Genomic DNA, 18890 nt, shown 5'->3' with positions numbered 1-18890 from the left:
CGTGTCGCTGCGCCAACCCCCTTCCGGGGGCAACACCTACGGCCCGGCGGAGCCGGTTCCGTGGTGTTCCACGAGAAGGCGGGGACAAGGGTGCGGCGATGGCCAGCGGTAGCTAATTCAGCAGGCGCTCGGGGTTGGCGTCGAGCTTGGCCAGGGCTTCGCGCGTGGCGCGCACGGTGAGCGTTTCTTCCTCGGCGGGCACCAGCAGGCCGGCCTGCAGGTACATGGCCAGCCGCCCGGCCTGGATCAGGAAGCTGCGGCCGTCCGCGGAGGCGAACAGGTGCAGCTGCTTGCGGTCGCTGCGCCACACGAACTGCACTTGGCTCACCCGGTCGTTGTGGTCGAGCATGAACCAGTTTCCCACCTGCAGCTCATGCGCCCAGGCGAGCATGTCCTCGGCCACCTTGGCGCCGGCGGCATCGGGAACGACTTCGATCGATGCGGCGTCCACGCCGAGCAGCAGCTCGATGCTGTGGGCGTCGAGCGGCAGGTCGGAGGCGCCGCCGACGTCGGTCACGAAGTCTTCCAGGTGCGTCAGCCGCTCGGCCATGGCTTCGATCTTCGCCTGCGGAATCGCCTCGGTCTTCGACATGAAGGCGTCGGACAGCGTGGCACCGATGATCTTGATGTGGGCTTCCTGCGGCTCGTCGACGATGCCCAGCAGCGCCATGCCCTGGCGCAGGCGCTGCAGCAGCTGCGGCAGGTCTTGTATGACGCGGGCGCGGTCGGTGCGGTTGGGCTTGGCGCTCGCGGCCCACACCAGCTCGGAGGCCACGCGCTTGAGCATGACCGTCTGCTCGCCCTGCGCGCCGTAGCGCAGCGCGGCAATGGCCAGCACCTCGGCCCAGATCTTGAAGAGGAACTCCCGGATCTCGTCGCGCACCGGCATGTCGTTCAACATCTTGCGCAACTCGATGGTGTACTGGATCGCCATCGTTTCCTTCTGCTCGACCTGCTGGGCCACGCTCATCACGCGCTGCGTGGTGTCGCTCTGGGTCAGGTAGCGGTTGAGGAAGGCGACGAATTCGTCGAACACCAGCTTGAACACGCGCTGGCCGGTTTCGGGATATTGCTCGATGACCTGCACCACGCGGCGGATTTCGCCTTCGAGCGCGCTGCCGGTGATGGCCGCTGCATCGAAGCCCATCACGCACGAGCCCATGCGGTCGATCAGCATGCGCGCGGGGTGCTGCAGGGTGCCGAAGAACTCGGGCTCGGCAATGGCCACGCGCAGCACCGGCATCTGCAGGCGAGCGAACCACACGCGCGCCGAAAAGGGAATGCGCTCCTCGGCCAGGATGGCCTGGAACATCAGCGCCACGATCTCGACCGTGGCCTTGTCGGCGGTGGTCGGTGCGCGCTTCTTGAGTTCGGCGCTGCGCTTGCGCAAGTCGACGGCGGTCTGCTGCATCAGCGTGGCCTGCTCGCCCGGGCCGTCCATGAATTGAGTGGCCGCCATGCGATAGGCGACTTCGGCATCGGCGATGGCGCCGGCGAAGGTGCGCGAGAACACGCGCGGAGCCACGGGGCCGCCGCCCGCGCCGCCACCACCGCCGACATCGGTGGTGCGCCCTTCGGGATTCGCGGCCTGGTATTGCCCCGCGCCGCCGCCGGTGTCTCCGCCTATGCGCGCGGTCACGAAACGCTTGAGGCTCAACAGGGCAGTCTGCGCGCGTTGCCGGGCGATCATCAGCGGCGAACCGCCGGTGGTTGCCGGCGGCGCCACGGCCGAGGGCACCGAGCCCTGCTGCGAGCCGGCGAACCCGAAGCCGGGCCGCTGGGCGCTGTGGGGACCGCCTGACATGCCGCTGTCGCGGGCCATCGAGGCGCTCGACGTGGTCGGGCCGCCGGAGCCGCCGCTTCCGCCCGGCGCGCCGCTGCCGCCCGTGCGCCGCACGAAGCTCTTGAGATCGATCTCCTGCATCACCCCGTTGGCGACCAGGAACAGGTTGGCGTCCTTGTAGGCCTTGACGACCACGTCGACCAGCGCCTGCTGCACGGTGTCCTGCACCCGGGTCCACATGCCGCGGCTGAGGCCCGCGCCGAGCCATTGCTCGACCAGCAGCTTGGCCAGCGTCTCGGGCTTGAGCACGTCGCGGGCGTCGAGTTCGGTGGTGCCTTCGAGGTGCTGGATGCGCAGGCGCAGGTCGCTCAGCTCGAAGCTGGCCTTGTCGTGGATCACCTGCGCCAGGCGCGACGAGAGGATGTTGCTCTCGACCTCCTCGTCACCGATGAGCTCGAGGCGCAAGCCCGAAGACGCGGCGGCCACGCCGCCGCCCGAGCCCGCCAGCGCCTTGCGCCAGCCGGTCTGCGCGAGCGAGACCCAGCGGGTGCCCTGCCCCTGGAACGCCACGAAATCGTCGCGGTGCTCCTGCATGGCGCGGGCGTTGCCGGCTTCCGAGGCCAGCGAGGTCAGCCGGTCCCGGATGGCACGGGCCAGCGGCACGATCGCGCCTTCCGTGGCCGCCACGAAACGCTCACGCGTCTCGCGAGCGAGCTGCAGGGAAGAAGCGGACCGCGCAATGCTCATTGAAAAGTCGGAAAGGCCAGGGTGTTCGGTTTATCGGCGACAACCGCGAGCTTGCATCGGGATGCTCAACCGCACAAGTGTGGAGAGCGCGCGGCGTTGCATGCGTACCGCGGCGCCTCTCCGGCCGCGTGATGCAAACCCTAAGTATCGGTCAGACGACGGCTCCGGCGTTCGGGTCGTCCCCGGACTCCCCGTCGCGCTTGGTCGGGCCGCCCTTGATCAGGTCTTCGCGCTTCACGCCGAGCCACATGGCGATTGCCGCCGCCACGAAGGCCGACGAGTAGATGCCGAAGCAGATGCCGATGGTCAGCGCCAGGGCGAAGTAATGCAGGGTCGGGCCGCCGAAGAAGAACATCGACAGCACCACCAGCTGGGTGGAGCCGTGGGTGATGATGGTGCGGCTGATGGTCGAGGTGATCGCGTTGTCGATGATCTCGGTGGTCGACATCTTGCGGTAGCGGCGGAAGTTCTCGCGGATCCGGTCGAAGATAACGACCGATTCGTTCACCGAGTAGCCCAGCACCGCCAGCACCGCCGCCAGCACCGCCAGCGAGAACTCCCACTGGAAGAAGGCGAAGAAGCCCAGGATGATCACCACGTCGTGCAGGTTGGCCAGCACGGTAGCCAGCGCGAACTTCCATTCGAAGCGGAACGCCAGGTAGATCATGATGCCCACGACCACCATGCCCAGGGCCTTGAGGCCGTTGGTGGTCAGCTCTTCGCCGACCTGCGGTCCGACGACCTCGATGCCGCGCTGCGTGGCCGACTCGTCGACCGACTTCAGCGCCTGCATGACCTGTGCGCTCTGCTGGTCGGAGCTCATGCCCTTCTGGGCCGGCAGGCGGATCTGGATGTTTTCGGAGGAGCCGTAGCTCTGCACCTGGACATCCGGGTAGCCGAGCTTGCCGATGGCGTCGCGCACCTTGCCGATGTCGGCCGACTGCTTGTACGCGACCTCCATCACCGTGCCGCCCGTGAACTCCACCGACAGGTGCAGCCCGCGGTGGAACAGGAAGAACACCGCCAGCGCGAAGGTGACGACGGAGACGATGTTCAGCACCACCGCGTGGCGCATGAACGGAATGGTCCTGTGGATGCGGAAGAATTCCATGACGCTTGTCCTCGCCCTTTACTTGGTTGCCACGGCCGAGCCGTCGGTTGCGGGGCGCCAGACCGTGCCGATGGACACCGTCTTGAGCTTCTTCTTCTGGCCGTACCAGAAGTTCACGAGGCCGCGCGAGAAGAACACGGCGGAGAACATCGAGGTGACGATGCCGATGCAGTGCACCACCGCGAAGCCGCGCACCGGCCCGGAGCCGAAGGCCAGCAGCGCGATACCCGCGATCAGCGTGGTCACGTTGGAGTCCAGGATGGTGCCCCAGGCGCGTTCGTAGCCGGCATGGATGGCCGCCTGCGGCGAAGCCCCGTTGCGCAGCTCTTCGCGCACGCGTTCGTTGATCAGCACGTTGGAGTCGATGGCCACGCCGATGGCCAGGGCCATGGCCGCGATGCCGGGCAGCGTGAGCGTGGCCTGCAGCATCGAGAGGATGGCCACCAGCAGCATCAGGTTGACGGCCAGCGCGATCGAGGAGAACAGGCCGAACAGTGCGTAGTACAGGCACATGAAGACCATGATCGCCAGGAAGCCGTACATCACGCTCTTGAAGCCCTTCTCGATGTTGTCGGCGCCCAGGCTCGGGCCGATGGTGCGTTCCTGGATGATTTCCATGGGCGCGGCCAGCGAGCCGGCGCGCAGCAGCAGCGCGAGGTCGTTGGCCTCGACCACGGTCATGGAGCCCGAGACCTGGAAGCGGTTGCCGAGTTCGCCGTTGATCGACGGGGCGGTGAGCACTTCGCCCTTGCCCTTCTCGAAGATCAGCATGGCCATGCGCTTCTTGTAGTTCTCGCGGCTGACGTCGCGCATGATGCGCCCGCCCTTGGCGTCCATGGTCAGGTCGACCTTGGGCTGGTTGCTCTGCTGGTCGAAGCCGGGTTGGGCGTCGGTGAGGTTCTCGCCGGTGACGAGCACCTGCTTCTTCACGATCACGGGCCGGCCCTGGCGGTCGAGGAATTTCTCGGAGCCGAAGGGCACGGGGCCGCCGCTCAGCTCGGCGGCGCGGCCCTCGGCGCTTTCGTCCACCATGCGCATTTCGAGCGTGGCGGTGCGGCCCAGGATTTCCTTGGCCTTGGCGGTGTCCTGCACGCCGGGCAGCTGCACGACGATGCGGTCCAGGCCCTGCTGCTGGATCACGGGCTCGGCCACGCCGAGTTCGTTGATCCGGTTGTGCAGCGTGGTGATGTTCTGCTTGAGCGCGGCGTCCTGCATGCGGCGCGCGGCTTCGGGCTTGATGGTGGCCACGAGGCGCCAGTTGCTGCCGTCCTGGCTGTCGGTGGTGGAGAGGTCCTGGAACTGGTCCTGGATGATGCGCTTGGCCGCGTCGAGCGAGGCCGCGTCGCGGAAGGTCACCTCGACGGTCTGGCCGTTGCGGCTGACCGCGGTGCCGCGGATGCTCTTGTCGCGGAAGGTGGTGCGCAGGTCGCTGGCGAAGGACTCGGCCTTCTTGTCGATCGCGCCCTTCATGTCCACCTGCAGCAGGAAGTCGACGCCGCCGCGCAGGTCGAGGCCCAGGTACATGGGGAAGGCATGCAGCGCGGTCAGCCACTTGGGCGAGCGCGACACCAGGTTGAGCGCCACCGTGTAGGGCGGATCGTTCGCGTCGGGCACCAGCGCGCGCTGCAACACGTCGCGCGCCTTGAGCTGGTCGTCGGGGGTAGCGAAGCGGGCACGCAGCGAGGTGCCGTCCAGGGTGATCAGGTCGGGCGTCAGGCCTGCGGCCTTGAGCGCCTCCTCGACCCGGGTCTGGGTGGAGGCGTCGACCTTGACGACCGTCTTGGCCGCCGACACCTGCACCGCAGGCGCCTCACCGAAGAAATTGGGCAGGGCGTAGATGAGCCCCACGAGCAGCACGATCACGATGATCGTGTACTTCCAGACCGGGTAGCGGTTCATGAGCGGGCGCTTTTCGCAAGCTTTTCAGAGATGGAACACCGCGTGACTTGGGGCCCTGCGCCGCGAAGCGCAAGGTTCAGCTCACGCTTTTATTTGACGGCGCCCTTGGGCAGAACCTGCACCACGGCGCTGCGCTGGATCTTGATCTCGATGCCGTTGGCGATCTCGAGGCCCAGGTACTGGTCGTTCAGCGAGGTGATCTTGCCGAGCACGCCGCCGGCGGTGGCGACTTCGTCGCCCTTGGCCAGCGCCTCGATCATGGCGCGCGCTTCTTTCTGGCGCTTCATTTGCGGGCGGATCATGACGAAATACAGCACCACGAACATCAGCACCAGGGGCAGCATGCTGCCGAGCGAGGACAACATGTCACCGCCGCCGGCTGCAGCGGGCGCGGTCTGGGCGAAAGCAGAGGAAATGAACAAGAGAGTCTCCAGCAGAGGGAAGAGAAAACGAGAGGAAGGCGGGCCGGTCCCGACTCTTCTCATGGCTTCGCGGCCACGAACGGAGTTGGGGCCGCAAGTCAAAGCTCGGCGGGGCTTGGCCGCGCACAGCACCGGGCATTGTATTCGGCGCGGATGGCCGTTCCACGGGCTTATCCGGCGCGGCGGGGAGGGCTTTCCGGCCATCCGGCCCGCCTGCCGGGCGCTATCTTTTAAATAGCAAAGAGCGCCCATCGGGCGCTCTTTGCGGGGAGATCGCTTCGAAAAATCAGGCCGCCGCGCGCTGCGCCTGCGGATTGCGCCACTTGGCCATCAGCTCGTTCCAGCGGGTGCGGGCGGCCGCGAGGTTGCGCTCCTTGACGTGGCCGTAGCCGCGGATCTGCTCCGGCAGGCCGGCAATTTCGAGCGCCAGCGCGTGGTTGTCGGCCCGCAGCGCGCCGATCACTTCCTCGATGCTGGCGCGGTACTCGCCGATCAGCGCGCGCTCGGTCTTGCGCTCTTCGGTGCGCCCGAAGATGTCGAGCGCCGTGCCGCGCACGCCCTTGAGCTTCGCGAGCAGCTTGAAGCCGGTCAGCATCCAGGGGCCGAACTTCTGCTTCTGCAGCTGGCCCTTGCTGTTCTTTTTGGCGATGAGCGGCGGCGCCAGGTGGTAGTTGAGCTTGAAGTCGCCCTCGAACATGCCTTCGACGCGGTCGAGGAACGCACGGTCGGTGTGCAGGCGGGCGACTTCGTATTCGTCCTTGTACGCCATCAGCTTGAACAGGTAGCGCGCGACCGCCTCGGCCAGCGCCGAGCTCTTGCCGACGGCCGCCTCGGCCCGCTGCACCTTGCCCACGAACTGCTTGTATTCGTCGGCGTAGGCGGCGTTCTGGTAGCCGGTCAGGAATTCCACGCGGCGCGCCACCAGGCTCTCGACCGATTCGCGCTTCTTGAATTCGATGATCTGGCCGGGGCGCACGCGCTTTTGCAGCTCCTCGGGCCGCACGGCCGCCTGGCGGCCCCACTCGAAGGCCGTCTTGTTGTTCTCGACGGCCACGGCGTTCAGCTCGATGGCGCGCATGAGCGACTCGTGCTCCAGCGGGATCCAGCCCTTCTGCCAGGCGTAGCCCAGGATCATCGGGTTGACGTAGATGCTGTCGCCCATCAGCGTGGTGGCGGCGGCATCGGCGTCGAAGGTGCCCATGGCGTCGATGCCCACGGCGCGCGCGATCTCGGCGGCGCAGGCGTCTTCGGGGTTCTGCCAGTTGGCGTTGCGCACGAAGGCGGCGGTGGGCGAGCTGTGGCTGTTGAGCGCCACGTGCGTGCGCCCTTCGCGCATGCGCGCCATGGTTTCGCCGTTGACCGTGACCAGCGGGTCGCAGGCCAGGATCAGGTCGGCCGCCGCGGTGCCGACGCGCGTGGTGCGGATGTCGTCCTGCGTGTCGCCGATGAGCACGTGGCTCCAGGTGGCGCCGCCCTTTTGCGCGAGACCGGCCGCGTCCTGCGTGACGATGCCCTTGGCCTCGATGTGCGCGGCCATGCCCAGCAGCTGGCCGATGGTGATCACGCCGGTGCCGCCGACGCCCGCCACCACCACGCCCCAGACCTTGCCGCCCGCCAGCGACGGAATCGCGGGCTCGGGCAGCAGGCCGAACTCGGCCGGCGTGGCCGCCTTGTTCTTGCCCTTCTTCTTGAGCTGGCCGCCTTCGACCGTCACGAAGCTGGGGCAGAAGCCCTTCAGGCAGCTCATGTCCTTGTTGCAGCTGCTCTGGTTGATGGTGCGCTTGCGGCCGAATTCGGTTTCCAGCGGCTCCACGCTCAGGCAGTTGCTCTGCACGCTGCAGTCGCCGCAGCCCTCGCACACCAGCTCGTTGATGACCACGCGCTTGGCCGGATCGACGGCGGTACCCCGCTTGCGGCGGCGGCGCTTCTCGGTGGCGCAGGTCTGGTCGTAGATGATGGCCGTGGTGCCGGGGATCTTGCGGAACTCGCGCTGGATGTCGTCCAGCAGGTCGCGGTGCTTGACCTGCACATGGTCGCCGGGGATGTTCACGCCCTCGTACTTCTCGGGCTCGTCGGTCACGATCACGACCTTCACCGCGCCCTCGGCATGCAGGCTCTCGGCGATCTGCAGCACCGAGTGGCCTTCGGGCCGCTCGCCGACCTGCTGGCCGCCGGTCATGGCGACCGCGTCGTTGTAGAGGATTTTGTAGGTGATGTTCACGCCGGCCGCGATGCTCTGGCGGATGGCGAGCAGGCCGCTGTGGAAGTACGTGCCGTCACCCAGGTTCGCGAAGATGTGCTGGTCGGTGGTGAAGGGCTGCTGGCCCACCCACGGCACGCCCTCGCCGCCCATCTGCGTGAAGCCGATGGTGGAGCGGTCCATCCAGGTCGCCATGAAGTGGCAGCCGATGCCGCCCATCGCGCGCGAGCCTTCGGGCACCACGGTGCTGGTGTTGTGCGGGCAGCCAGAGCAGAACCAGGGCTGGCGGGTAGCGTCGACCACGCTGGTGGAGGCCTGCTGCACCACCATCGAGCGCTCCTTGGCCTCGAGGATGGCGAGCTGGGCGTCGATGCGTGCGGCCATGTCGGCGCCGGCGGCGGCCAGCAGGCCGGTCTTGCGCAGCCGCCCGGCGATGGCCTTGGCGATCATGGCGGGGTTCAGGTCGGCGTTGGCGCGCAGCAGGGTGTGCGCGGTCGGGTTGGGCATCGACCATTCGCCGCCGGAGTAGCCCTCGGCCGCATGCACTTCGCCCTCGTCGAACTTGCCGACCACGTTGGGCCGCACGTCGGGGCGCCAGTTGTAGAGCTCTTCCTTGAGCTGGTACTCGATGACCTGGCGCTTTTCCTCGACCACCAGGATCTCCTGCAGGCCGGTGGCGAACTCGCGCGTGAGCTGCGCTTCCAGCGGCCACACCACGCCCACCTTGTGCAGCCGGATGCCCAGCTGGCGGCAGGCCGCGTCGTCCAGGCCCAGGTCGATCAGCGCCTGGCGCGTGTCGTTGAAGGCCTTGCCGCTGGCCATGATGCCGAAGCGGTCGTTCGGACCTTGAATGACGTTGTGGTTCAGCCGGTTGGCGCGGATGTAGGCCAGCGCGGCGTACCACTTGTAGTGCATGAGCCGGGCTTCCTGCTCCAGCGCATGGTCGGGCCAGCGGATGTGCAGGCCGCCGGGCGGCATCTCGAAGTCGGTGGGAATGACGATCTCGACGCGCTCGGGGTCGATCATGGCCGTGGCGCTCGACTCGACGATCTCCTGGATCGTCTTCATGCCCGACCACACGCCCGAGAAACGGCTCAGCGCGAAGGCGTGGATGCCCAGGTCGAGGATTTCCTGCACGTTCGCCGGAAAGAACACCGGCGTGCCGCAGGCCTTGAAGATGTGGTCGCTCTGGTGCGCGGCCGTGCTGCTCTTGGAGATGTGGTCGTCGCCCGCCACCGCGATGACGCCGCCGAACTCGGTGGTGCCGGCCATGTTGGCGTGCTTGAAGACGTCTGAGCAGCGGTCCACGCCCGGGCCCTTGCCGTACCAGATGCCGAAGACGCCGTCGAACTTGTTGGTGCCCTGCGGGGAGAAGCCCAGTTGCTGCGTGCCCCATAGCGCGGTGGCGGCCAGTTCTTCGTTCACGCCGGGCTGGAAGACGATGTTCTGTTCCTTCAGGAACTTGCTGGCCTTCCACAGGGCCTGGTCGTAGCCGCCGAGCGGGGAGCCGCGGTAGCCGCTGATGAAGCCGGCGGTGTTCTTGCCGGCCTGCTGGTCGCGCAGGCGCTGCAGCATGGGCAGCTTGACGAGGGCCTGGACGCCGCTCATGAAGGCCCGGCCGTAGTCGAGCGAGTATTTGTCGTCGAGCGTGACCGTTTCCAGGGCCTTGCGAATGTGCGCGGGCAGCGGTGCATTCATGTTGTCTGTCTCCGTATGGCAGGGCCTTGTGGGCCTGGCTGATTGCTGTGGGTCTTCGCCCGGGTAGGGCACGAGCCCATGATCATGCAAAGTGTATGCCGGGGTCCGCGACAGGTGTTTGCGTTCTTTGCCCTGAAAAACCCTGTTCCAGAAAGAATCTTGCTTAAGATTCGACTCCATGGAAAGCATTGACAAGTTCGACCTTGCAATCCTGCAAGAACTGCAGGCCGACGGACGCCTCACGAACGCCGAGCTTGCGCAGCGCGTGGGTCTCTCGGCCGCGCCCTGCTGGCGCCGGGTGCGGGCGCTCGAGGAAGCCGGCTTCATCAAGGGCTACCACGCCGAGATCGACCGCCACAAGATAGGGCTGGGCGTGCTCGCTTTCGTGCGCGTGGACACCGAGCGCGTGACCCACGAGGCCACCCGCAAGCTGGAAGACGCCATCCGCAAGCTGCCCGACGTGGTGGCCTGCCACTACATCAGCGGCACCGGCACCTTCGAGCTGCAGGTGGTGGCGCAGGACCTGGACAGCTTCTCGGCCTTCGCGCGCCAGCACCTGATGAACCTGCCGAACGTGAAAGACCTGCACACCAGCTTCTCGCTGGGCGAGGTGAAGGCCAGCAGCGCGCTGCCGCTGGGGCACCTGGCCGCCCGGGGCAAGTAGCCGCGCGGCGGTGTGCGAGCATGCGCCGATCACAACGAAGAGGAAGGGCTGCTCCATGAATTCCGACACCGGCCACCGGGCACTGTCCTGGCTGCATGAAATGCGCTTGCTGACCGACGCCGAACACACGGCCGCCGCCAGCGACCCCGAGCTCGGCGTGGTCACGCTGCGCACGCCCGCCGAAGCCCTGGCCTGGGTGGTGGCGCGCGAGATCGTCTCGACCGCGCAGCTGGCCGACCTGCCCGCCCGCGCGGCCGCCGGCCGCGCAAACGAAGCGCAGGCGATCGTGTCGGAAGCGACCGGCCTGGTGAGCAGCGAGCTGCCGCTGCCGCCGTGGGCGCAGTTCCAGCTGCGCCTGCGGGAGCGCCGCTTGCAGGACGGCGTGAGCGCCGACGCGCTCGACCGGTTGCTCGCCCTCGGGCTCGTCGACGCGGTGCAGCATGCGCACAGCCTCGCGATGCTGCCCACGCACCAGGCAGCCTGGGCCGCGCCCGATTCGCTGCCCGCGACGCTCGCCTGGACAGTGCTCGGATCGGGCGCCCTGAGCGACGACGACCTGGCGGCGCTGGCCGGGCGCGCAGGACACGCCGACATCGTCGCCGACGCGGCGGCCCGCGTCGCACAGGCCAGAAAGCCTTCGCGCACGGCGACGTCGTTCGCCACGTCGACTTCGAGCTCAGCGTCTTCCTCGACCTCTTCCACCTCGGCGTATTTCTCCAAGACCACGATTTCCGTCAACACCTCGCCCGGCCTCGTTCCCGCCCGCTGGAAGATGATCGGCGCCGTCGTGGCGGCCCTGGTGGTGCTGTACGTCCTGTTCGGGCGCTGATCGCGCCGTGGCGCGGCCTGGCGGCCGCCTAAAATCGTCGCCCACCATACCCCGCCAACCGCGGAAACGAGGACCCTCAATGAACCCCATCCGCCGCGCCCTGGCCCTCGGCCTTGCCGCCGCCACGCTCGCCTTCGGCGCCCAGGCGCAGAACCGCGAACTCACGGTGGCCTCCAGCGCCACCTACGCGCCGTTCGCCTTCGAGAACAAGGACAAGCAGATCGTCGGCTTCGACATCGACATCATCAATGCCATCGCCAAGCAGCAGGGCCTGAAGATCAAGGTCGTCAACACGCCTTTCACCGGCATCTTCGGCGCGCTGAACAACGGCGACGTCGACCTCGTGATCTCGGGCGTGACCATCAACGAGAAGCGCAAGCAGAGCTACGACTTCACGCCGCCCTACTTCGCGGCCCGCCAGCTGATCGCGCTGCCGAAGAACAGCAAGGTCGCCTCGTTGAAGGACCTTGCCGGCAAGAAGATCGCCGTGGTGAGCGCCTCCACCGCCGACGACATCGCCTCGCGCGAGTTCGGCAAGACCAGCCCCGACATCCGCCGCTTCGAGAGCACGCCGCTCATCATTTCGGAGCTGGCCGGCGGCGGCGTCGATGCGGCCATGGGCGACAACGGCGTCATCGCCTACCGCGTGGCGCAGAACCCCGAGCTGAAGACCATCGACGACAAGTCCTTCCCCGAAGAAGGCTTCGGCATCGTCGTGAAGAAGGGCGACAAGCCGCTGCTCGACAAGCTCACCGCCGGCCTGGCCGCGATTCGCGCCGACGGCAGCTACGTGACCATCTACAAGAAGTGGTTCAACAAGGACCCGAACGTGCGCTGAGCCGCACGGCATTTCATTGAATACGGCCGCCTTCCAGCGGCCGTTTCGTTTTTCGTTGATTGAGAGTTTGAGGAGCTAGGGATGGAACAACCAGTGCTGCTTTTTGGATGGTTCCGCTGGGACATCCTGGTCGAATACAAAGACCTGTTCTGGCAAGGCGCCTGGATGACGCTGCGCATGACCGTGGTCTGCGTGCTGCTGGGCTCCAGCTGGGGCCTGTGCCTGGCGCTCGCGCGCCTGGCGCAGCCGCGCCACGCGCCCTGGACCTGGGTCGCGCGCTTCTTCCTGCGCTGGCCCGCCACGGTGTACGTGAGCTTCTTTCGCGGCACGCCGCTGTTCGTGCAGATCCTGCTGATCCACTTCGCGGTGATGCCGGTGTTCATCCACCCGACCTCGGGCATCCTGATCGACGGCGAACTCGCACGCACGCTCAAGCAGGAGCACGGCGCGCTCATCTCCGGCGTCGTGGCGCTCACGCTCAACTCGGCGGCCTACATCTCCGAGGTATTCCGCGCCGGCATCCAGTCGATCTCGCGCGGGCAGTTCGACGCCGGCCGCTCGCTCGGCTTCTCGCCCGCGCAGGTGATGCGCTACGTGGTGCTGCCGCAGGCCTTCCGCCGCATGCTGCCGCCGCTGGGCAACAACGCGATCGCGCTGCTGAAAGACACCTCGCTGGTGTCCGCCATCGGCCTGGCCGAGCTGGCCTACGCCGCCCGCACCGTGGCTGGCGCCTATGCGCGCTACTGGGAGCCGTACCTTGCGATCTCGGTCATCTACTGGGTGATGACGCTGGTGCTCACGACGATGCTGCGCCGCCTGGAAATCCGCCTGGCTCGCAGCGACAGGGCATAGGCACACCCCCAGGCTTCGCGCACTTCGTGTCGCTGCGCCAACCCCCCTTGCAGGGGGCAACACCTGAGACCCGGCAAAGCCGGTTCCTCGGTGTTCCCGGTATGACGAGATATCTCACGCCGTTGCGGCCGGGGCCAAAATAGGGCCACATGCCACCCATATCCCCCGAAGAGACACCGATCCCGCCCAAGCGGCCGCAGCCCTCGAAGCTCGCCGCCCTCGAGCCCCTGAAGCTCCCCGTGTTCCGCATGCTGTGGAGCACCTGGCTCATCGCCAACATCTGCATGTGGATGAACGATGTGGCCGCGGCGTGGATGATGACGTCGCTCACCTCCTCGCCGATCTGGGTGGCGCTGGTGCAGTCGGCCTCCACGCTGCCGGTGTTCCTGCTGGGCCTGCCCAGCGGCGCGCTCGCCGACATCCTCGACCGCAGGCGCTGGCTGGTGGCCACGCAGTTCTGGCTGGCCGGCACGGCCATCGTGCTGTGCGCTGCACTGGCGCTCGACCTGATGACCGCGCCGCTGCTGCTGGCGCTCACCTTCGCCAACGGCATCGGGCTGGCCCTGCGCTGGCCGGTGTTCGCGGCCATCGTGCCCGAGCTGGTACCCCGGCCGCAGCTGCCGGCCGCGCTGGGGCTCAACGGCATCGCCATGAACGCATCGCGCATCGTCGGCCCGCTCACCGCCGGCGTGCTGATCGCCAGCGCCGGCACCGTGTGGGTGTTCGCGCTCAATGCGGTGCTGTCGGTGGCATCGGGCTTCGTGGTGCTGCGCTGGCGGCGTGCGCACACACCCAATCCGCTGGGCCGCGAAAAGCTCATCGGCGCGATGCGCGTGGGCGTGCAGTTCGTGCGGCAGTCGCAGCGCATGCGGGCGGTGCTGGTGCGCGTGTCGATCTTCTTCTTCCACTCCACCGCGCTGCTGGCCCTGCTGCCGCTGCTGGCGCGCAACCTGCAGGGCGGCGGCGCCGGCACCTTCACGCTGCTGCTGGCGGCCATGGGGTCGGGCGCGATCATCGCGGTGCTGTTCCTGCCGCGGCTGCGGCAGGCGCTGGGGCGCGACCAGCTGGTGCTGCGCGGCACGCTGCTGCAGTCGGGCGCCACGGCGGTGATGGCCTTCGCGCCCAACGCCTGGGTGGCGGTGCCGGCGATGTTCTTCGGCGGCATGGCCTGGATCACGGTGGCCAATTCGCTCTCGGTGTCGGCCCAGCTCGCGCTGCCCGACTGGGTGCGCGCGCGCGGCATGTCGATGTACCAGATGGCGATCATGGGGGCGAGCGCGATCGGCGCGGCCATCTGGGGGCAGGTAGCCACGGTCACGACGCTGCAGCTGAGCCTGGTCATCGGCGCCATCAGCGGCACGCTGATGATGCTTCTGGCCCTGCGCTGGGTGACCGACGTGAGCGGCGAGGACGACACCAGCCCCGCCGAAGCCGGCTGGGCCGCCGGCCCGCCGGCCGAGGCGCCGCAGGAAGAAGGCCGGGTGGTGATCACGGTCGAATACATCATCGAACCCGCCCGCGCCGCCGCCTTCCACCTCGTGATGCAGCAGACGCGCCGCGCGCGCCTGAGCCAGGGCGCCATCGGATGGGAACTTCTGCATGACATCGCGCAGCCGGAGCGCTATGTGGAGCAGATCGTCGACGACTCGTGGACCGACCACCTGCGCCGCTTCAATCGCGCCACCGCCTCGGACATGGCGCTGCGCGAACGCCGGCTGGCGTTCCACATCGGCGAGGCGGGGCCGGTCATCACGCGCTACATCGTGCGGCGCTGAGGCCGGACGCCCGGCGGATCAAATTTTGACCATACGGGTGAATTTGATGGCATGCGGCTTGCATGTGAAAAAATCGCCGGGTATCCACGGATAGCCAGTCTTTTTTGACCGTATGGATAATTTAAGCCAACGCCAACTCCGGCGTCACGAGGTACACCCCCGATGAATCCGCCTCCACTGCGCAGCCGTTTCTGGTCCGACCTGACCAGCGAAGAGTTCTCCCGCCTCGACCGTGAACGGCTCATCGCCGTGCTGCCGGTCGGCGCCACCGAACAGCACGGCCCTCACCTGCCGATGTCGACCGACACGGCCACCATCGACGGCATGGTGCGCGCCACGCTGCCCCACCTGCCCGACGACCTGCCGGTGCTCTTCTTGCCCACCGTGCCCTATGGCAAGAGCAACGAGCATTCGCGCTACCCCGGCACGCTCACCGTGTCGGCCAACACGCTGATCTCGCTGTGGAAAGACATCGGCGCCTGCGTCGCCAAGGCCGGGGTGCGCAAGCTGGTGCTCTACAACAGCCACGGCGGGCAGATGAGCGTCATGGACATCGTGGCGCGCGACCTGCGCGAGGAGCACGACATGATGGTCGTGGCCGCCAACTGGTACATGCTGGGCCTGCCCGAGGGCCTGTTCACCGCGCACGAGGGCAAGCACGGCATCCATGCCGGCGACCTCGAAAGCTCGGTCATGCTGCACCTGACGCCGGACTACGTGCGCCGCGACCAGTTCCAGAACTTCGGCTCCATGACCGAGCAGCTGGCCGCCGAGAACAAGTTCCTCTCGATCACCCCCAGCGGCAAGCTCGGCTGGCAGATGCACGACATCAACCCCGCGGGCGCCGCCGGCGACGCCACGCTTGCCACGGCCGAGAAGGGCGCGGCGGTGCTCGACCACGTGGGCCGCCGCTTCGTCGAGCTGCTGCACGAGGTCGACCGCTTCCCGCTTTCCCGCCTGGCCAACGTGCCGGCCTGGCGCTAGGCTCGCACGCCATGGACAGCACCCGGACCCCACCCCTGGTCAGCCTGCGCAATGTGGGCAAGCGTTTTGCCAACGGCACGCTCGCATTGCAGGGCATGTCGCTCGACATCGGCGAGCACGACTTCATCAGCTTCCTAGGCCCCTCGGGGTGCGGCAAGAGCACCGCGCTGCGGCTGGTCGCCGGGCTCACTCGCCTGAGCTCGGGCGAAATGACCTGGTCGGGCGCCAACACCGGCAAGACACAGAGCGACCGCGACCTGGGCTTCGTGTTCCAGGAACCCACGCTCATGCCCTGGGCCAAGGTGTTCGACAACGTCTGGCTGCCGCTCAAGCTCGCCGGCACCAGCCGCGACGCCGCCGCGCCGGTGGTGCAGCAGGTGCTGGAGCTGGTGGGCCTCTCGCGCTTTGCCGACGTGTACCCGCGCGAGCTGTCGGGCGGCATGAAGATGCGCGTGTCGATCGCGCGCGCACTCGTCACGCACCCGCGCCTGCTGCTCATGGACGAGCCCTTTGCCGCGCTCGACGAGATGACGCGCATCAAGCTCAACAACGACCTGCTGGCCATCTGGCGCGAGCACCGCTTCTCGATCGTGTTCGTCACGCACAGCGTGTACGAGTCGGTGTACCTGTCGAACCGCATCGTGGTGATGGCGGCGCGCCCGGGCCGGGTGATCGACGAGATCCGCATCGACGAGCCGTACCCGCGCGGCGAGGAGTTCCGCACCTCGAGCCGCTACAACGCGCATTGCACGGCCGTATCCCAATCCCTGCACGGAGCGCTCCATGGCCTCGACATCGACCATTGAACCCGTGATGCCCATGGACACGACCGAAGCCACCCCGTCCGCCGACATGCTGCGCGCACATGAAGACAAGCTGCGCCGCCGCGAGTCGCTGCTGCGCATCGTCGTGCCCGCCGGCATCGTCCTGGCGCTGCTGCTGATCTGGGAATGGACGGTGCGCGCCAACAACATCCCGCACTACATCCTGCCCGCGCCCTCGCTCATCCTGCGCACGCTGTTCGACAACTGGGAATCGCTCTCCAGCGCGCTGTGGTTCACGGTCAAGCTCACGCTGCTCGCGCTCACGGCGGCCATCGTCGGCGGCGTGCTGCTGGCGATTGCGTTCGCGCTGTTCAAGTGGGTGGAGATCGGGCTGTTCCCGATCGCGGTGATCCTGCAGGTGACGCCGATCATCGCGATCGCGCCGCTGATCCTCATCTATGTGTCGAGCACCACGGCGGCGCTCTTGCTGTGCGCCTGGATCGTGGCCTTCTTCCCGATCCTGTCGAACACCGTCATCGGCCTGAAGAGCGCCGACAGCAACCTGCGCGACCTGTTCCAGCTCTACAAGGCCTCGCCGTGGCAGACCTTCCGCTACCTGCTCGCGCCCAGCGCGCTGCCGTACTTCATGGCGGGCCTGAAGATCGCGGGCGGCCTGAGCCTGATCGGCGCGGTGGTGGCCGAGTTCACAGCCGGCACGGCCGGCAAGGAAACGGGCCTGGCCTCGCGCATCCTCGAATCGAGCTTCCGCACCGAGATCCCGATGATGTTCGCGGCGCTGCTGCTGGTGTCGTTGCTCGGCATCGTGATCTTCATCGTGTTTGCAGCCCTGTCGCGCCTGGTGCTGGGCCATTGGCATGAAAGCGAGATGCGCCGTGAAAGGTAGGACGCCGGTGCCCGCCGTCGACTGGGACGCGGTGCGCGCCGACCTGCGCGGCCTCAACGTGATCACCGCGCCGGCCCAGCGCAAGCAGCTGTCGAAAGACTTCTACTGGTACAGCCCCATCCTCACCGAGCAACTCGCGGGCTGCGTGGCCGACCTCGTGGTCAAGGTCAGCACGGAAGACGACGTGCGCCAGGCCGCGGCCGTAGCCGCGAAGTGGAAACTGCCGCTGACCGTGCGCGCCGGCGGCACCGGCAACTACGGCCAGTGCGTGCCGCTCGAGGGCGGCATCGTGCTCGACGTGACCCAGATGTGCCGCGTGCTCGACATCGGTGAAGGCCGCATGCGCGTGGAAGCCGGTGCGCGCATGCACGACATCGACCTCGCCGCGCGCGAGACTGGCCAGGCGCTGCGCATGTGGCCGTCGACCTGGCATGTGGCTTCCATCGGCGGCTTCATCGCGGGCGGCTTCGGCGGCATCGGCTCGTTCCGCCACGGCATCCTGCGCGACCCCGGCAACCTGCTGCGCGCACGGGTGATGACTGTGGAGCGCGAGCCGCGCGTCATCGAGCTGCACGACGACGAGATCCAGCAGGTGCACCATGCCTACGGCACCAACGGCGTGATCCTGGACGTCGAAGTGGCGCTGAGCCCGGCCGTCGAATGGGTGCACTGCACGGTGCTGTTCGACAGCTATCGCGGCGCGCTCGACTTCGGCATCGCGGCGCAGGCGCCCTCGCTCGACATCTTCCTGCTGTCCACGGTGGAGGCGCGCTTCTCGCCTTACTACACGGCCATGCGCGACCGTTTTCCGCCGGACCGGCATGCGGTGTTCACCATGGTCTCGCCCGATTCGATGGCGGACTTCCGCGCGCTCGCCGAAGCGCACGGCGGCACGATTTCCGTGGCCGGCACCGAGGCCGAGCTGCTGGCCGACGGCCTGCCGCCCGCCTACGAATGCGCGTTCAACCACACGACGCTGCAAGCGCTGAAGGCCGACCGCGGCTGGACTTACCTGCAGGTGGCTTACGCCCAGCCTTTCGACCCGTCGGTGGTCGAGCGCCATCTGCAAATCTTCGGCGACGACGTGTTGCAGCACCAGGACTTCGCACGCGCCAACGGCGAATGCGGCACCTTCGGCATCCTGCTGGTGCGCTGGAAGGGCGAGGCCCATCAGTACGAGCTGATCCGCGAGATCGAGTCGCAGGGCGGCTGCAAGATCTTCAACCCGCACGTCGTGACCATCGAGGACGGCGGCATGAAGACCATCGACACGCAGCAGATCGAGTTCAAGAAGCGCAGCGATCCGATGGGGTTGATGAACCCTGGCAAGACGCGCGGCTGGACTGCCGGCATGGCTGTCGAGCGCTGAAATGAAACCTTCTCTTCCTGTTCGCCGTGATCGTTGGACAGAGCAGTCGTT

The 18890-nt window shown here is 67.5% G+C and carries 14 protein-coding genes; 9 read left to right on the top strand and 5 right to left on the bottom strand.

The features are described from left to right. Nucleotides 1-112: 112 nt before the first annotated feature. From ACQY8B_RS25445 to ACQY8B_RS25425, 5 genes are all read right to left on the bottom strand, one after another. Entirely contained in the window at nt 113-2530 is a 2418-nt protein-coding gene (locus tag ACQY8B_RS25445; RefSeq protein WP_422084476.1) for a DUF1631 family protein, read from the bottom strand. A gap of 151 nt (nt 2531-2681) precedes the next feature. Further along, nucleotides 2682-3641: a protein translocase subunit SecF gene (gene secF, locus ACQY8B_RS25440; RefSeq protein ID WP_422084475.1), complete on the bottom strand. Its 960-nt coding sequence runs from the start codon at nt 3639-3641 to the stop codon at nt 2682-2684. A gap of 18 nt (nt 3642-3659) precedes the next feature. Beyond that, complete coding sequence (gene secD, locus ACQY8B_RS25435; protein WP_422084474.1) at nt 3660-5540, bottom strand: protein translocase subunit SecD; 1881 nt, start codon at nt 5538-5540, stop codon at nt 3660-3662. A gap of 89 nt (nt 5541-5629) precedes the next feature. Beyond that, nucleotides 5630-5962 carry a preprotein translocase subunit YajC gene (gene yajC / locus ACQY8B_RS25430; RefSeq protein ID WP_422084473.1) on the bottom strand — a complete coding sequence of 111 codons (333 nt, stop codon included), beginning with the start codon at nt 5960-5962 and terminating at the stop codon, nt 5630-5632. Between the two features lie 286 nt (nt 5963-6248). Then, on the bottom strand, nt 6249-9860 hold the full coding sequence (locus ACQY8B_RS25425) for an indolepyruvate ferredoxin oxidoreductase family protein (protein WP_422084472.1): 3612 nt from the start codon (nt 9858-9860) through the stop codon (nt 6249-6251). A gap of 178 nt (nt 9861-10038) precedes the next feature. Between ACQY8B_RS25425 and ACQY8B_RS25420 the strand changes: the two genes are divergently transcribed. The 9 genes from ACQY8B_RS25420 (at nt 10039) to ACQY8B_RS25380 (ending at nt 18839) form a co-directional block, all read left to right on the top strand. Next, nucleotides 10039-10524 carry an Lrp/AsnC family transcriptional regulator gene (locus ACQY8B_RS25420; RefSeq protein WP_081268781.1) on the top strand — a complete coding sequence of 162 codons (486 nt, stop codon included), beginning with the start codon at nt 10039-10041 and terminating at the stop codon, nt 10522-10524. A 55-nt stretch (nt 10525-10579) separates the two neighbouring features. Next, a complete protein-coding gene (locus tag ACQY8B_RS25415) occupies nt 10580-11353 on the top strand; it encodes a hypothetical protein (RefSeq protein ID WP_422084471.1) in 774 nt (257 codons plus the stop codon). 79 nt (nt 11354-11432) lie between these two features. Continuing rightward, nucleotides 11433-12191, top strand: coding sequence for a basic amino acid ABC transporter substrate-binding protein (locus ACQY8B_RS25410; RefSeq protein ID WP_422084470.1), 759 nt, complete (start codon nt 11433-11435; stop codon nt 12189-12191). 81 nt (nt 12192-12272) lie between these two features. Next, nucleotides 12273-13043, top strand: coding sequence for an amino acid ABC transporter permease (locus ACQY8B_RS25405; protein WP_422084469.1), 771 nt, complete (start codon nt 12273-12275; stop codon nt 13041-13043). 149 nt (nt 13044-13192) lie between these two features. Further along, nucleotides 13193-14818 carry an MFS transporter gene (locus ACQY8B_RS25400; protein ID WP_422084468.1) on the top strand — a complete coding sequence of 542 codons (1626 nt, stop codon included), beginning with the start codon at nt 13193-13195 and terminating at the stop codon, nt 14816-14818. 162 nt (nt 14819-14980) lie between these two features. Further along, nucleotides 14981-15802 (top strand): creatininase family protein, encoded by an 822-nt coding sequence (locus ACQY8B_RS25395; RefSeq protein WP_422084467.1) that lies wholly within the window; start codon nt 14981-14983, stop codon nt 15800-15802. An 11-nt stretch (nt 15803-15813) separates the two neighbouring features. Continuing rightward, a complete protein-coding gene (locus tag ACQY8B_RS25390; RefSeq protein ID WP_422084466.1) occupies nt 15814-16608 on the top strand; it encodes an ABC transporter ATP-binding protein in 795 nt (264 codons plus the stop codon). Next, nucleotides 16586-17470 (top strand): ABC transporter permease, encoded by an 885-nt coding sequence (locus ACQY8B_RS25385; RefSeq protein ID WP_422084465.1) that lies wholly within the window; start codon nt 16586-16588, stop codon nt 17468-17470. The genes ACQY8B_RS25390 and ACQY8B_RS25385 overlap by 23 nt, the downstream gene beginning before the upstream one ends. After that, a complete protein-coding gene (locus ACQY8B_RS25380) occupies nt 17442-18839 on the top strand; it encodes an FAD-binding oxidoreductase (protein ID WP_422084464.1) in 1398 nt (465 codons plus the stop codon). The genes ACQY8B_RS25385 and ACQY8B_RS25380 overlap by 29 nt, the downstream gene beginning before the upstream one ends. Nucleotides 18840-18890: the final 51 nt, after the last annotated feature.

Origin of the sequence: Variovorax sp., assembly GCF_965279555.1 — a bacterium.
Classification (GTDB): Bacteria; Pseudomonadota; Gammaproteobacteria; order Burkholderiales; family Burkholderiaceae_C; genus Variovorax.
Note: the sequence above shows the minus strand (reverse complement) of the source record. Positions and strands in the feature narration are given on the sequence as shown.

Bases quoted from the DNA above. Each gene is read 5' to 3' on its own strand.
- ACQY8B_RS25445 (WP_422084476.1), bottom strand. From the start codon at position 2,530: ATGAGCATTGCGCGGTCCGCTTCTTCCCTGCAGCTCGCTCGCGAGACG.
- secF (WP_422084475.1), bottom strand. From the start codon at position 3,641: ATGGAATTCTTCCGCATCCACAGGACCATTCCGTTCATGCGCCACGCG.
- secD (WP_422084474.1), bottom strand. From the start codon at position 5,540: ATGAACCGCTACCCGGTCTGGAAGTACACGATCATCGTGATCGTGCTG.
- ACQY8B_RS25425 (WP_422084472.1), bottom strand. From the start codon at position 9,860: ATGAATGCACCGCTGCCCGCGCACATTCGCAAGGCCCTGGAAACGGTC.
- ACQY8B_RS25420 (WP_081268781.1), top strand. From the start codon at position 10,039: ATGGAAAGCATTGACAAGTTCGACCTTGCAATCCTGCAAGAACTGCAG.
- ACQY8B_RS25415 (WP_422084471.1), top strand. From the start codon at position 10,580: ATGAATTCCGACACCGGCCACCGGGCACTGTCCTGGCTGCATGAAATG.
- ACQY8B_RS25410 (WP_422084470.1), top strand. From the start codon at position 11,433: ATGAACCCCATCCGCCGCGCCCTGGCCCTCGGCCTTGCCGCCGCCACG.
- ACQY8B_RS25405 (WP_422084469.1), top strand. From the start codon at position 12,273: ATGGAACAACCAGTGCTGCTTTTTGGATGGTTCCGCTGGGACATCCTG.
- ACQY8B_RS25400 (WP_422084468.1), top strand. From the start codon at position 13,193: ATGCCACCCATATCCCCCGAAGAGACACCGATCCCGCCCAAGCGGCCG.
- ACQY8B_RS25395 (WP_422084467.1), top strand. From the start codon at position 14,981: ATGAATCCGCCTCCACTGCGCAGCCGTTTCTGGTCCGACCTGACCAGC.
- ACQY8B_RS25390 (WP_422084466.1), top strand. From the start codon at position 15,814: ATGGACAGCACCCGGACCCCACCCCTGGTCAGCCTGCGCAATGTGGGC.
- ACQY8B_RS25385 (WP_422084465.1), top strand. From the start codon at position 16,586: ATGGCCTCGACATCGACCATTGAACCCGTGATGCCCATGGACACGACC.
- ACQY8B_RS25380 (WP_422084464.1), top strand. From the start codon at position 17,442: ATGAAAGCGAGATGCGCCGTGAAAGGTAGGACGCCGGTGCCCGCCGTC.